Consider the following 12,837-nt stretch of genomic DNA (forward strand, 5'->3'; position numbering starts at 1 on the left):
CTCAGCGCACCAGACCGTGCAACCAGTTCGCCAGGGTCTCGTGGGCGCTGCCGGGTTCGGGCGGCGCGGGGGCGAGCAGGTGATAACCGGTGCCATCTGGGATGAATCCGAGCGGGGCGGCCAGCAGGCCGGCGGCGACATCGTCGCACACCAGTCGGTAAGGGCCGATGGCGACGCCAAGGCCCGCCACGGCGGCCTGCAGGCTGAAGTAGAAGTGCTCGAAGGTCTGGGTCGGCGCCTCGTCGCTCGCACCCTGTCCGGCCTGCGCCTGCCAGCTTTGCCAGGCGGCGGGACGGGTCCTGGTGTGCAGGCGGGGGGCCGAGGCGCGCAGAGCCGGCAGCTCTCCTCCTAGCTCGAAAAACTGCGCCACCTTGCCCGGCTGGCAGACAGGCCCGGTCAGCTCCTCGAACAGCAGCTGGCTGTGCAGATCCTCGGGCCAGTCGAAGTCGTTGCGGCGGATGGCGAGATCGATGCCGCTGCCAAAGCTGAGGGCGCCGCCCCCCGCCATCAGATGGACGTCCAGCTCGGGGTGCAGGGCCTGAAATGCGGGCCAGCGCGGGATCAGCCAGCGCATCAGCAGGGTGGGCTCGCAGGAGAGCACCAGCGACTGGGGGCGGCTCTGCTGGCGCAGCGCCTGGGCCGTTTCCCGGATCTGGCCCAGCCCCTCCCTGACCGCCTGATAGAGCCGCTCACCCGCCTCGGTCAGGAAGACCCGGCGCTGGCGCCGCTCGAACAGCCTGACGCCCAGGTCTTCCTCCAGCAGGCGCACCGCCCGGCTGATGGCGCCATGGGTGAGGTGCAGCTCGTCGGCGGCGCGGCCGAAGTGCTCGGTGCGGGCCGCCACCTCGAAGCAGCGCAGGGCCGTCAGGGAGGGAAGCGAGAGGGTTTTCTGTGAATTTTTCTCACCGTTCATGTCAGAAATCATCGTTCGTCATGGGGGTTATTGCCAAATAAAATAGCCGATATCCCATGTGATCAGGACTATTTTCATGACCGAACTGTTAGCCGTAGTAGCCATCACCTTCTTTGCCGTCATCAGCCCGGGCCCGGATTTTGCCATGGTGTCGCGCAACAGCCTGCTGCTCTCCCGTCGTACCGGCGTGCTGACGGCGCTCGGCATCGCGGCCGGGGTCTGTGTCCACGTGAGCTACACCCTGCTGGGGGTCGGCCTGCTGATCCAACAGTCCCTCTGGCTGTTCAACCTCATCAAGCTGGCGGGGGCGGCCTACCTCATCTTCCTCGGCATCAAGATGCTGCGGGCCCAGCCCGAGACCGGGGAGGAGCTGGCCAGTCAGCCAGCCCTCTCCAGCCTGGGGGCGCTGCGTACCGGTTTTCTGACCAATGTGCTCAACCCCAAGACCACCATCTTCATCGTCAGTCTCTTCATGCAGGTGGTGCAGCCGCAGACGCCGCTGGCGGTCCAGCTCGGCTACGGCGCCTTCATCGTGCTGGCCCACGCCCTCTGGTTCAGCGCGGTGGCGCTCTTCTTCTCCAGCTCGTCGGTACGGTCCCGCCTGTTGGCGGTGCGCCACTGGATCGATCGGATCTTTGGCGGTCTGCTGGTGGGATTCGGCATGCTGCTGGCACTGACCCAGCCCTCGCGCTGAGGGGAGGGGGGCGGGTCCCCCTTATCCACCCTCGAACAGCAGGGGCTTGTTTTTCATGCCTTGGCGCGCGCTTTTCGGTAGAATTGCCGCTCATTTTGAAGTCAGATGAGGCGCGGTATGACGGTCAGGTTCCAGGCATTTCACAGCATCAAGGCGATCGGTAATCGGGAGGTGCTGTTCAACTGGTCCAGGACCAACCCGCTCGGCGCCCTGGATCAGGTGTGGCGCCCGCAAAACCGCGACGAGCTGCAGCAACTGCTGCGGGAATACCCGGAGCGCAAGCTGCGCCTCATCGGTTCCGGCCTCTCCTTCGAACCCATCCACAGCGTCTATGCCGAGGGCAGCCAGGCGCTGCTGGTGGACCTGCACCACCTGCGCGGTCAGCTGGACAAGAGTGTCGATACCGTGACCTATCAGGCGGGCACGCCGCTCGATACCGTCTATGCGGATCTCATCGCCATGGATCGGATGCTGCCGGCGTCCCCCGGGGTCATTGGCATTCAGACCCTGGGCGGGGCGCTCAGCACCGGCACCCACGGCCAGGGGCTGCATCAGTCCTCCCTGTGCGACGCGGTGGAGGCCCTGACGGTGATGCTGGCCAATGGCGACATCATAGGCGTGGATCGCACGGACCCGCGCTTCGGCGCCTTCGTGATGGGGATGGGGATGCTCGGCGTGCTGCTCGACGTGCGCCTGCGCACCGTGCCGAACCGGATCATGCGCTGCACCAAGTTCACCACCGACTACCCCTTCCTGCTGGCCCACAACGAGCGGCTCAACCGGGAACACGCCTTCGTCAAGAGCTGGTGGTTCGCCTGGACCGGCGAGAGCCACATCTGGCTGGTTGACCCGGCAAGCGACGAGGAGGTGGCCCGTTATCGCGCCGGGGGCAGCGAGCCGCTGCTGCTGGAGGGGGACGCCGACAGCGCCATGAATGCCGCCCTCAATACCACCATAGACGCGACCCTGCAGAAGATGGCCAGAGACACCAAGGACGAGGCCAGGGCCGGGGAGCACTTCGAGACGGTGCGCCGCTTCAAGGATGCCTCTGATCTCGTGGGCAACGTCTACCAGATCCTCTGCAAGGGGATACCGGCGCCCCAGATCAACTGCGAGGTGGCCGTGCCCCTCGAGCGCATGCAGGAGGCACTGGCGATACTGCAGCACTGGCAGGAGCGCAACCCGGGGGCGCTGCACTACCCCTTTATCCTGCGCTGCACCGGCCCCTCTGAGGCTTGGCTCAGCGCCGCCTATGGCAAGCCGGTGTGCTGGATAGGGTTCCTGGTCTATCTGGCGGCGGACGGCACCTTCGTGGGCGGCTCCATGGAGCAGATGCGCGAGCTGCAGCAGTTGCTGGTGCCGCTCGGCGGCACGCCGCATTTTGGCAAGCACTTGGCGATGGATCTCTATGACTTCCCGGCCCTGCTGCCACGCTGGCACGACTTCCTGGCCTTGAAGCGCGAGCTCGACCCCCACGGCCGCTTCGAGAATCGCTGGCTCGGCGAGCTGTTTGCCAACCGGTAAGGATTGAACATGACCGATATGCAAGACCCCCGCGTACTCATCACCCTGCCGATCAGAAGGGAGTCATCGAGATGACAGATATGCAAGACACCCGAATCCCCGTGACCCTGCTGACCGGCTTTCTCGGCAGCGGCAAGACCACCTTGCTCAATTACTGGGTCAAGCAGCCGGAGCTCGGCGAGTGCGCGGTGCTTATCAACGAGTTCGGCTCGGTGGGGTTGGATCACCATCTGGTGCAACAGGTGGACGAGCAGGTGATGCTGCTCGACTCCGGCTGCATCTGCTGCTCGGTGCAGGGCTCCCTGGTGGAGGCGCTGCAGGGGCTGTTTATGAAGGCTATTCAGCGCAAGATCAAACCGTTCAAGCGGCTGATTATCGAAACCACCGGTCTGGCCGATCCGGCCCCCGTGCTCTTTACCCTGCGCGAAGAGGGCTTTATCGCCCAGCGCTACCGCTTCGATGGCACCGTCACAGTGGTGGATGCCGGTCATATCGAGCAGCAGCTGGCAGCCCAGTATGAGGCGGTGAAACAGGTAGCGCTGGCGGATCTGCTGGTGGTGAGCAAGGGGGATCTGGTGGACGGCGAGCAGCTGGCTCGGGTCGAAGCCCAGCTGGCGGCCCTCAACCCGGCGGCCCCCATCCAGCAGGTGACCAATGGCGAACTGTCGCCAGCGGTGCTGGAGAAGCTTGGCGCCTACAACGAAGCGGCCGGGCGCGATGTGCGCCAGCTGCTGGCCTGGCTGCGCACCGAATCCCCCAAGCAGGGGCTGGCCTCGCCGATGCAGCCAAAGATGAAGCCGTTCGCTGCCAAGGTGGGCACGGCCGCGCCGACCCATTTCGAGCATGGCAACATCGAGAGCTTCTCCCTGCGCATCGGCGAGCCGCTCAAGCCGTTCCGCCTGCTGGCCGCTATCGATGCGGTGCAGGGGCAGTATGGCGACGCCCTGCTGCGGCTCAAGGGGATTTTGCAGCTGGAGGGAGAGAGCCAGCCGGTGGTGATCCACGGCGTCCACGGCCAGCTCTATCCGTTGCAGGCGCTGGGGGAGTGGCCGGAGGGCAAAGCCCAGTCCAGGCTGGTGTTTATCGTGAAAAGCCAGGACAAGGCGGGCATAGAGCGACTCTTCATGGAGACTCTCAAGGCCCCGGAGCCCAGCCTGGAAGAGCAACTCAGGGCCATGCTCGGCCAGCCGGATGCCTGATATGCTGATCTGACCTGCCCAGTCTGCAAACCTGAGTGCGGGTCTTTTTCTATTTGAAGAAGAGGTGACAGCTCATGCCTGAAAGCGCACAGATGGTGACTCCTGCCCAACGCAAATGGCTGCCCTGGTTGACTGCGGTCGGTTTCTTCATGCAGACGCTGGATGGCACCATCCTCAACACCGCCTTGCCCAACATGGCCGAGACCCTGGGGGAGAGCCCGCTGCAGATGCAGTCGGTGGTGATCGCCTACATGCTGACAGTGGCCCTGCTCATTCCCGCTTCCGGCTGGCTGGCGGACCGATTCGGCACTCGCCGCATCTATCTGGCCGCCATCCTGCTGTTTACCCTGGGGTCGCTCGCCTGTGCGGCCGCGAACACCCTGCCGATGCTGGTGGCTGCCCGGGTGCTGCAAGGGGTGGGCGGCGCCCTGCTGATGCCCATAGGACGCCTTGCCGTGCTGCGGGTCTACAGCAAGCACGAGCTGCTGCGGGTGATGTCCTTCGTCACCATTCCCGGCCTGGTGGGGCCGCTGATCGGCCCGGCTCTGGGGGGCTGGCTGGTGGAAGTGGCGAGCTGGCACTGGGTGTTTCTCATCAATCTGCCGGTGGGAATACTCGGCTTTATCGCGAGCTGGTACTTCATGCCGGACTTGCGGCAAGGCACGGCCACGTTCGACTGGCAGGGATTTGTGATGTTCAGCGCCGGCATGGTGCTGGTGTCGGTGGGTTTGCAGGGGCTGGGGGAGCACAGCATCTCCACCGGCTGGGCGCTGTTTGCCCTGCTGTTCGGTCTGGCCGCCATGGCGAGCTACTGGCTCTATGCCGCCAATGCCGAGGAGCCGCTGTTCAGTCTGGCGCTGTTCAAGACCAGCACCTTCGCCATCGGCATCTGGGGTAACCTGTTTGCCCGTCTCGGCAGCGGTGCCATGCCGTTTCTCACCCCGCTGTTTCTGCAACTGGGGCTCGGCTTCTCGCCGAGCAAGGCGGGGATGACCATGATCCCCACCGTGTTGGGGGCCATGCTGACCAAGACGCTGGTGAACAGGTTGATCCCGCGCATCGGTTATCGCCGCATCCTGATCGGCAATACCCTGGCACTCGGGGCCATGATCGCCAGCTTCTCCCTCATCGACAACCAGGTGCCCTACGGGGTGTTGCTGGGTTGGCTGGCGGTGTTCGGCGCCATCAACTCGCTGCAGTTCTCCGCCATGAACACGCTCACACTGCAAGACTTGAGCGCCGAGCACGCCAGCAGTGGCAACGGCCTGCTCTCTGTGGTGATGCAGCTCTCTATGAGTCTTGGGGTGGCCATCGCCGCCAGCCTGCTCGGGCTCTTTTCCGCCGGACTGCCGGCCCAGGATAGCGAGCGCTGGCTCGGCGGCTTCCACCTCACTTATCTGTGCATCGGTCTGATGTCCATGCTGGCGGCGCTCATCTTTGCCCAACTGGCGAGGAAGGAGGGCAGGGAGTAAAAGCCAGGGGTAGATGTCAGGCCTGGGCGGGCAGGTAGCTGACCTGGCAGGGCAGACGCGCCAGCAGGCTGGCAAGATGTTCGGTAGCCAGCAGCAAGGTCAGCTCGGGGTGGCCCGGGGTCCAGGTGAAAGCGTGGTGGGCCAACAGGGCCGGATCCACCAGCAGCGGGATATCGGCGTGGGGCAGGAAGGGGCAGACGGCCCCCGGCAGGCAGCCGATCTGCGCCTGCATCTCCTCGGCGCTGCAGATGGAGGGCTTGGCACCGAGGATAGCCTTGACCGCCTTGCTGTCGAGCCGCCCCTCCCTGTGGGTCAGCAGCAGGGCGAAGCGGCCATCCTTGAACTTGAGAAACAGAGTCTTGCTGAACTCCGCCTGCCAGCCGAGGCGGGCCTTGACCCGCTCGTCGGTGGCGTAATCGAGGATGGGCTCGTGCTCATAGCGCTGGTGGGGCAGCTCGGCCAGCAGCCGGCAGTTGAAGTCATGGATGGTGTCGAGTGGCATGGGGGGCTCCTGTGTCAGGGTCATGCTGCCAGCCGCACCGGCCCGGGCCCAATCATCCTTTCTGATGGCGGATAAGCGACAAGGGCAACGAGGTGCCCTTGTCGATCAGTGCGGCTGCAGTTCGACCGCATCCCAGTGGAAGGGAATGGGGCTGAGCCGCTGGGAGGCCTTGTCGTAGATATTCCACAGCTCGCCCAGGGGGCGGCCATCGACGGGATGGCGCAGGGCGGGGGCCAGCTCCGCCAGCGGCCAGAGCACGAAGGCGTTGGTGAGGATCTCGCCGCGGGGCAGTACCAGGGGCGCCTCGCAGACCAGATCGCCATAGAGCAGCAGATCGAGATCCAGGGTGCGCGGGGCGAACTTCTTGGCGTCCGGCTCGCGGCCATGGGCGAACTCCACGGCCCGCAGGCGCTGGCACAAGGTCGCCAGCGGCAGGTCAGTGTCGGCGCCGACCACCAGGTTATAGAAGGGGCGGCCATTGAAGCCCACCGCCTCGCTCTCGAATACCCTGGAGACAGCAAGCTGCCCAAACTCCGCCTGCAGGGCGTCGAGTCCGGCTCGGATGTGGTGCTCCCGTTCTATGTTCGACCCCAGGCTGATATAGATGCGGGTCATCAGCTGGCGCTCGCGGCCGGGGTGCGGTGACGCAGGATCTCCACCCCGACCCCGGCGGCATTGGGTACGGCGCCCGGCTTGGTCAGGGTAACCTTGACCCACTGCACCCGCTCGTCGTCCAGCACCAGGGCGGCCACTTGCTCAGCCATGGTTTCGACCAGCTCCACTACCTTGCTCTGGGCGTGATCACAGATCTTGCGGGAGAGGGTGGCGTAATCCAGCGCCAGATTGATATCGTCGGTTGCGGCGGCGGGTCGGTTGTCGAACCCCATCTCGAGATCGAAACAGAGCTTCTGGCGAATGCCCTTCTCCCACTCATATACCCCTATGGTGGTCAAAACCTCGAGTCCGCGAATAAACACCTTGTCCATGACAGTACTTCTTCTTTACTCTTGATGGGCTGTGAAAACAGCGCAGGGATGCAGGCCTGGCAAGCCGATTGCCGCTGGCGGCCGGTTTGGGCGACACGCTTTCGGGCAAGCCCAGACCAGAGAATGTGGCCCGCATCATACCCCATTCATATCGTGGTAAAAACGACCAAGATGACGGCCCTGACGATTTTGATGATTATTCTGGCCTATCTGGGCGGCTCGCTGTCCAGTGCCGTGCTGGTTTCCCGCCTCACGGGTCTGCCGGATCCCCGCGACCATGGCTCCCACAACCCGGGGGCGACCAATGTGCTGCGCCTCGGTGGGCGCATGGCGGCACTCATCGTCCTGTTGCTCGACGTGCTCAAGGGCATGGCTCCCGTCTATCTCGCCTGGTACCTGCAGATCAAGCCTGTCTATCTCGGTTTCATCGGTGTCGCCGCCTGTCTGGGTCACATGTATCCCATCTTCTTCCACTTTCGGGGCGGCAAGGGGGTCGCCACGGCGCTCGGCACCATGCTGCCCATCGGCTTTGCCATGGGGGGCGCCGCGATCGCCACCTGGTTGCTGGTGCTGCTGGTGAGCGGCTACTCTTCACTGGCCTCCATCGTTACCGTGCTGCTGACGCCACTCTTTACCTACCTGCTCAAACCGGAATATACCCTGCCGGTCTCCCTGCTCTCCTGCCTCATTCTGGTTCGCCATCACGAGAACATCACCCGCCTGCTCAGGGGCGAGGAATCCCGGCTCTGGGGCCGCCGGGGAGCGGCTTCCCCCACAGAAGTGATAAAAATGAGTGATGCTGCGCAAAAAAGAGACGAACGAGACGAAAAGTGAAATTTCCCGTTGACCACCTGCCCTAAAATCCGTTTAATAGCGCCCACGCCCAGATAGCTCAGTCGGTAGAGCAGGGGATTGAAAATCCCCGTGTCGGCGGTTCGATTCCGTCTCTGGGCACCAATATTTTGGTGCCATGAAAGAAAATTTTGTTCATGCACAACGATTTAAGTGTGCCGGCTTAGCTCAGTAGGTAGAGCAACTGACTTGTAATCAGTAGGTCACCAGTTCGATTCCGGTAGCCGGCACCATTTGCCCAGATAGCTCAGTCGGTAGAGCAGGGGATTGAAAATCCCCGTGTCGGCGGTTCGATTCCGTCTCTGGGCACCACCATCAAGGCGATGAGATAGCGATATCTGGTCTCCGATAGTTAATTCCTCCTTAGTTCAGTCGGTAGAACGGCGGACTGTTAATCCGTATGTCACTGGTTCAAGTCCAGTAGGAGGAGCCAATTAAAAAGACCCCTGTCGCAAGACAGGGGTCTTTTTTTATGGTCTCGCATGCGTATCCCCGCCGTCGGGATGCGCTCGCCAGGATGTTGGCCACAATGGCTTAACGGAAAGCTGAAAGTGCATTAAAAACAGGCAGTAAATGCTACATAAATGGTCTCGCCGCTTAAGCTCCTGTACAAGAACTGGTCGGTACAATGGTGCTCATATAGAACAAGGGCTATGAGCCCACAACTAGCATCGACGAGGCTGTGATGAACTTAAGACTGACACCTGTATGGATTGCATTGACATTGGCTGGCACGGTTGCTCACGCAAGTGACGACATCTACTTCGGTGCCGGTGTCGGTGCCGCTCACTTCAATGGCCTGAACAAGGTAGAAGGCGTGGAGAGTGGAACCGAAGACGCCTTCACCGGCAACCTCTTCATGGGTTACAACTTCAACGAAACGTTCGGTGCCGAACTGGGTTACCAGTACGCTGGCCGGGGCAATACCAACGGTGGCATCAACAACAACGCCTACGAAAATCAGGGTGCCACCCTGTCCGGTATCGCCCGTCTGCCGCTGGGAGAGGATTTTTCCCTGTTTGGTGAAGCGGGTGCCTACTGGTCGCACACCCACGGCTTTGGCGTGACGGATTCCCGCGTGTCGCCGATGGCTGGCGTCGGTCTGACCTACAAGTTGAACGATGCCCTGGATCTGCAGGCACGCTACCGCTACATGTGGGACGTGGCTGATTTGACCACTTACACCGGTGAGCAGTACAAGTCCAACCAGAGCGTGGCGACGCTGGAAGCGGTATATCACCCGTTCCGCACCTCCTACGTTGAGCCTGTTGCTGCTCCGGTCGTTACAGAAGCGGCTCCCGTGGTTGTCGAGAAGAACTTTGCCCTGAACTCCGACGTGCTGTTTGCCTTTGGCAAAGCCGAGCTGAAGGCTGAAGGTGTCGAGGCTCTGGATGGTCTGTACAAGCAAATCGTTGAATTCCAGCCCAAAGATGGCAGCGCCATCGTCATTGGTTACAGCGACCGCATCGGTTCCGAGGCTTATAACCAGAAGCTGTCCGAAGCCCGTGCCCGCACCGTGGCCGACTTCCTGGTCAGCAAGGGTCTGGCCACCAGCAAGATCGCCATCGAAGGCCGTGGTGAAGCCGACCCGGTCACCGGCACCCAGTGTGACGGCGTCAAGGGCAAGAATGAGCTGATCACCTGCCTGGCACCGGACCGCCGTGTCGAAGTCCGCGTCTCTGGCGTGCAGGAAGTGCAGCAATAAGCCGACGCCGCTCGGTGGATGTGAAGAGGGGATGCCATGGCATCCCCTCTTGTTTGTCGGGCTTGCGCTTCGCAGACGGGTAAAACCATCCGTCACGACGTCTGGTGCCCGATCCTTCTGCAATCGCTCGAAAATGTGTCGAACCCTTCCTCTTATACCTTCCCTGTCAGTGAGTTACAGCCATCATCTTGCCTAGTATGATGGCGTGACGAGCCTGTGTCCCGTTATCCTGCGTCATCCCGGTCCGGGCGTGCGGGCTTCTGATCCCCTCCCTCGACATCCCGAAGCGGGACAAATCCATGACAGAGGTAATCTATGAATGCGACAGAGCTGTGGCAGCTTTCTCCCGAGCAGTTCAACGAGTGGCGGCGGGAGAATGACTATCCATTGATTTGGACATTGCTGGTGGCCTCGCTACCTCATTTCGGCGACTGGATGACAGAGCAGAAAATAGAGAAAAGCGTCATCTTCCAGATCGGCATCGCCCGTTTCATCAGCTCGCGATCCGTGCTCAGCCTCTGCGTCTACATGAGCGATGACAAGATAAGGCTGTATGAGACTGCCTCGAGTGCTCTGGAGTCCCTGCGCAAGAGCGGCCTCATCCGCTCCGAATCCCGCTTCGAGCCTTACTGCATGTGGCTGGCCGGCAAGTACGGCAAGGACGAGGTGAAACGGGTGCAGAGCCTGCTCTCCGTTTCCGAGAACAACAAGGGGGAGGCCCAGGTGCTGGGCAAGCATCGCCTGCTCAACATCGGCGGCGTCGAGCTCAAGAGCCCCATTATCTCCGGCCGGCTGCTCGACTTCACCTGCCTGGACGAGCTCTCGCTGGACGGTGCCGTCAACAACTCCAAGGTCTATTTGTGGCACTGCTCGGCCAAGGGGGTGAGGGTCAACGGCGGGGTGATCGGGCTCGATCTGTTCGATTCCCTGCTGTGGGACCACAGGGCCTGGGCCAAGAAGCGGGAGCTGGCGCTGGAGGACGGGGTGTTTCAGGAGTTCACCATAGAGTGCGAGGAGATCCGCTTTCACTCCTCCCGGGCCGTGCTGAAAAACTTCAACGTCAGTGCCAAGAACTTCGATGCCACCATGGAGCACACCAATCTGGACAAGGTGCAGGTGGTCTACAACGAGAATGGCCGGATCGATCACAACGAAGCCAGCAAGCTTTACCGCAATGCCAAGCGACTCTTCTCCAGCGTGGGGGACACCGTGGATGCCGGTGAATGCTACTACAAGGAGAAGCTGCACGAGATGAAATCCCTGGCGCGTCCAAGGGAGCTGTTCAGGGAGCGCTGGTTGCGCAGCGGCTTGATGAAGAAGGGGTGGCTCTCTCTGCTGTGCTACCTCAAGTGTGCCGGCAAGTTTGTCAGCTTCATCACCTGGGGATTTGGCGAGCGGCCCATCAGAAGTCTGCTGATGTCGATGGGGGTCATCCTGCTGGCGACCCTGACCTACTTCCTGGCGCCGGAATCCGTGACCCATGGCCACCTGGGGCGCTCCCTCTACTTCAGCATAGTGACCTTCGTGACCCTGGGTTACGGCGATATCTCCCAGACCTCCTCTCCCCTCCAGCTGTTGTCGGCCATAGAGGCGTTCTGCGGCATGTTTCTGACCGGTCTCTTCCTCGCCGGCTTTGCTTCGAAAACCAAGCAGTACTGACGACCAGGCTGGCGGTGAGGGGGCAGCCAGCCCCGCCGCCAGAGGCTGAACGTCCATCGATCCCCCCTTCTTCCTTGACGCAGCGGCAGTGGAGCGACTTTATTTAGAGTCATCGGTCGCGATCGCGATGGATGGCGCGGCAAGCGTTGTACGAGAGAAACACACAGGGGAGCGAGAGCGGTATCGAACAGTCCACAATCGAAGCATAGAAGGAATAACGCTATGATATTGAATCACTTATGGGGATTGTATGCGCATCCTCACACCGAATGGCATACCATAGACGAGCGGCATGACAGTTTCCGAAACAGTCTGACCCATATCCTGATCGTGGCCCTTATCCCCCCCATCTGCGCCTATTATTCCGCCGTACACATTGGCTGGAGCATTGGTGTCGGGGATCCCATCACCCTGACCGCGAACAGCGCTCTCATGCTGTCGATAGCCATGTACGTGACGCTCATCATCGGCGTCCTCGCGCTCTCCTATCTGGTGCACTGGATGGGTCACACCTTTGGCTCGGATCCCAGCTACACGACGTCGCTCGAGCTCGCAGCCTACACCTCCACACCGCTGTTCATGGTCGGTTTCTCCGCGTTCTTCCCGCACCTCTGGTTCGTGATGATCATCGGACTCATCGGACTCAGCTACTCGGTTTACCTGCTCTATGTGGGGGTGCCTATCCTGATGCACATTCCCAAGGAGCAGGGGTTCATCTATGCCAGCTCCGTGGTCACGGTCGGCCTGGTGTTGCTGGTCTGCGTGCTGGCAGCCACGGCCATTCTGTGGGGATCCGGTTTTGGTCCCGTGTTTACCCAGTAGCCAGCAAGCCGGCAGAAACGACAAGGGCGCCATCATGGCGCCCTTGTCGTGGTACTGGCTCACGCATCTCTGGTTGAGGCAATCCGACGGGGCTGCCCCAACCAGTATCAGCGCGGGTTGCCGCTGCCGATGCCGAACGGGATGCGGTAGTCACTGCTCTGATCCCCGAGGCTCAGGGTCAGCCTGCCCTGGGTGCGGCTCGGGATCTGCACCTGCTGGGTGCCCATCAGGTTGGCGTGGACGGAAGCCACCACATCACCAGACTCGTCGCGTACCTCCAGCATGGGGTTGGCATTGCCAGCGACAGCCGCACTGGTATGCCAGTTCACGAACAATACACCAGGAGCGGCATTGAAGTCGGCGGGGACGGCAGCCTGGGCAACACCGACACTCATCAGGCCTGCGACGGCCAGCATCTTGATTACATTTTTCATGTTCATTCACTCTCTTGATTTTTATGTCATTGGCAAGGCCGGTTCGGCCCGCATCAACGCATCCTTGCAAGAGGT

General features: G+C 61.8%; 13 protein-coding genes and 4 tRNA genes. 12 read left to right on the forward strand and 5 right to left on the reverse strand.

Annotated features, from left to right (window positions below; translation table 11 throughout):
• Nucleotide 1: 1 nt before the first annotated feature.
• Nucleotides 2–913 carry a LysR family transcriptional regulator gene (locus BN1127_RS00860; protein WP_042648146.1) on the reverse strand — a complete coding sequence of 304 codons (912 nt, stop codon included), beginning with the start codon at nt 911–913 and terminating at the stop codon, nt 2–4.
• Nucleotides 914–989: 76 nt separating this feature from the next.
• On the opposite strand from BN1127_RS00860, the gene BN1127_RS00865 reads away from it, so the two are divergent.
• From BN1127_RS00865 to mdtD, 4 genes are all read left to right on the forward strand, one after another.
• Nucleotides 990–1,607 carry a LysE family translocator gene (locus BN1127_RS00865; RefSeq protein ID WP_042648147.1) on the forward strand — a complete coding sequence of 206 codons (618 nt, stop codon included), beginning with the start codon at nt 990–992 and terminating at the stop codon, nt 1,605–1,607.
• A gap of 117 nt (nt 1,608–1,724) precedes the next feature.
• Entirely contained in the window at nt 1,725–3,131 is a 1,407-nt protein-coding gene (locus BN1127_RS00870) for a D-arabinono-1,4-lactone oxidase (protein ID WP_042648148.1), read from the forward strand.
• A 71-nt stretch (nt 3,132–3,202) separates the two neighbouring features.
• Nucleotides 3,203–4,330, forward strand: a complete 1,128-nt coding sequence (locus tag BN1127_RS00875) for a CobW family GTP-binding protein (protein ID WP_042648149.1) — start codon at nt 3,203–3,205, stop codon at nt 4,328–4,330.
• A gap of 74 nt (nt 4,331–4,404) precedes the next feature.
• Entirely contained in the window at nt 4,405–5,802 is a 1,398-nt protein-coding gene (gene mdtD / locus BN1127_RS00880; RefSeq protein WP_042648150.1) for a multidrug transporter subunit MdtD, read from the forward strand.
• A 16-nt stretch (nt 5,803–5,818) separates the two neighbouring features.
• On the opposite strand, the gene BN1127_RS00885 is transcribed toward mdtD, so the two are convergent.
• From BN1127_RS00885 to folB, 3 genes are all read right to left on the reverse strand, one after another.
• A complete protein-coding gene (locus tag BN1127_RS00885) occupies nt 5,819–6,304 on the reverse strand; it encodes a YbaK/EbsC family protein (RefSeq protein WP_041206799.1) in 486 nt (161 codons plus the stop codon).
• A 105-nt stretch (nt 6,305–6,409) separates the two neighbouring features.
• Nucleotides 6,410–6,919, reverse strand: a complete 510-nt coding sequence (gene folK / locus BN1127_RS00890; RefSeq protein WP_042648151.1) for a 2-amino-4-hydroxy-6-hydroxymethyldihydropteridine diphosphokinase — start codon at nt 6,917–6,919, stop codon at nt 6,410–6,412.
• Nucleotides 6,919–7,290, reverse strand: coding sequence for a dihydroneopterin aldolase (gene folB / locus BN1127_RS00895; RefSeq protein WP_042648152.1), 372 nt, complete (start codon nt 7,288–7,290; stop codon nt 6,919–6,921). Before folB ends, folK begins: the two co-directional genes overlap by 1 nt.
• A gap of 171 nt (nt 7,291–7,461) precedes the next feature.
• Here folB and plsY point away from each other — a divergent pair, with 171 nt between their 5' ends.
• The 8 genes from plsY (at nt 7,462) to BN1127_RS00935 (ending at nt 12,328) form a co-directional block, all read left to right on the forward strand.
• Complete coding sequence (plsY, locus tag BN1127_RS00900) at nt 7,462–8,124, forward strand: glycerol-3-phosphate 1-O-acyltransferase PlsY (RefSeq protein WP_041204917.1); 663 nt, start codon at nt 7,462–7,464, stop codon at nt 8,122–8,124.
• A 47-nt stretch (nt 8,125–8,171) separates the two neighbouring features.
• Nucleotides 8,172–8,247, forward strand: a tRNA-Phe gene (locus BN1127_RS00905).
• Nucleotides 8,248–8,299: 52 nt separating this feature from the next.
• Nucleotides 8,300–8,375, forward strand: a tRNA-Thr gene (locus BN1127_RS00910).
• A gap of 3 nt (nt 8,376–8,378) precedes the next feature.
• Nucleotides 8,379–8,454: transfer RNA gene (locus BN1127_RS00915), tRNA-Phe, on the forward strand.
• A gap of 45 nt (nt 8,455–8,499) precedes the next feature.
• Nucleotides 8,500–8,575 (forward strand) — tRNA-Asn (locus BN1127_RS00920).
• Nucleotides 8,576–8,827: 252 nt separating this feature from the next.
• Nucleotides 8,828–9,847 carry an OmpA family protein gene (locus BN1127_RS00925; RefSeq protein WP_042648153.1) on the forward strand — a complete coding sequence of 340 codons (1,020 nt, stop codon included), beginning with the start codon at nt 8,828–8,830 and terminating at the stop codon, nt 9,845–9,847.
• Between the two features lie 315 nt (nt 9,848–10,162).
• The gene (locus tag BN1127_RS00930) at nt 10,163–11,506 is read left to right on the forward strand and encodes a potassium channel family protein (protein ID WP_042648154.1); all 1,344 of its coding nucleotides are present in this window, start codon (nt 10,163–10,165) and stop codon (nt 11,504–11,506) included.
• Nucleotides 11,507–11,728: 222 nt separating this feature from the next.
• Nucleotides 11,729–12,328, forward strand: coding sequence for a Yip1 family protein (locus BN1127_RS00935; RefSeq protein WP_025328417.1), 600 nt, complete (start codon nt 11,729–11,731; stop codon nt 12,326–12,328).
• A 107-nt stretch (nt 12,329–12,435) separates the two neighbouring features.
• Here the strand turns inward: BN1127_RS00935 and BN1127_RS00940 are convergent, their stop codons facing one another.
• Nucleotides 12,436–12,768, reverse strand: a complete 333-nt coding sequence (locus tag BN1127_RS00940) for a hypothetical protein (RefSeq protein ID WP_042648155.1) — start codon at nt 12,766–12,768, stop codon at nt 12,436–12,438.
• Nucleotides 12,769–12,837 lie beyond the last annotated feature (69 nt).

This window comes from Aeromonas media, assembly GCF_000819985.1.
Taxonomy (GTDB): domain Bacteria; phylum Pseudomonadota; class Gammaproteobacteria; order Enterobacterales; family Aeromonadaceae; genus Aeromonas; species Aeromonas media.

What these genes read in the sequence shown, in the direction of transcription:
- plsY (WP_041204917.1), top strand. Translation starts at nt 7,462, where the DNA reads ATGACGGCCCTGACGATTTTGATGATTATTCTGGCCTATCTGGGCGGC.
- BN1127_RS00940 (WP_042648155.1), bottom strand. Translation starts at nt 12,768, where the DNA reads ATGAACATGAAAAATGTAATCAAGATGCTGGCCGTCGCAGGCCTGATG.
- BN1127_RS00925 (WP_042648153.1), top strand. Translation starts at nt 8,828, where the DNA reads ATGAACTTAAGACTGACACCTGTATGGATTGCATTGACATTGGCTGGC.
- BN1127_RS00935 (WP_025328417.1), top strand. Translation starts at nt 11,729, where the DNA reads ATGATATTGAATCACTTATGGGGATTGTATGCGCATCCTCACACCGAA.
- BN1127_RS00885 (WP_041206799.1), bottom strand. Translation starts at nt 6,304, where the DNA reads ATGCCACTCGACACCATCCATGACTTCAACTGCCGGCTGCTGGCCGAG.
- BN1127_RS00870 (WP_042648148.1), top strand. Translation starts at nt 1,725, where the DNA reads ATGACGGTCAGGTTCCAGGCATTTCACAGCATCAAGGCGATCGGTAAT.
- BN1127_RS00865 (WP_042648147.1), top strand. Translation starts at nt 990, where the DNA reads ATGACCGAACTGTTAGCCGTAGTAGCCATCACCTTCTTTGCCGTCATC.
- folK (WP_042648151.1), bottom strand. Translation starts at nt 6,919, where the DNA reads ATGACCCGCATCTATATCAGCCTGGGGTCGAACATAGAACGGGAGCAC.
- BN1127_RS00860 (WP_042648146.1), bottom strand. Translation starts at nt 913, where the DNA reads ATGAACGGTGAGAAAAATTCACAGAAAACCCTCTCGCTTCCCTCCCTG.
- folB (WP_042648152.1), bottom strand. Translation starts at nt 7,290, where the DNA reads ATGGACAAGGTGTTTATTCGCGGACTCGAGGTTTTGACCACCATAGGG.
- BN1127_RS00930 (WP_042648154.1), top strand. Translation starts at nt 10,163, where the DNA reads ATGAATGCGACAGAGCTGTGGCAGCTTTCTCCCGAGCAGTTCAACGAG.
- mdtD (WP_042648150.1), top strand. Translation starts at nt 4,405, where the DNA reads ATGCCTGAAAGCGCACAGATGGTGACTCCTGCCCAACGCAAATGGCTG.
- BN1127_RS00875 (WP_042648149.1), top strand. Translation starts at nt 3,203, where the DNA reads ATGACAGATATGCAAGACACCCGAATCCCCGTGACCCTGCTGACCGGC.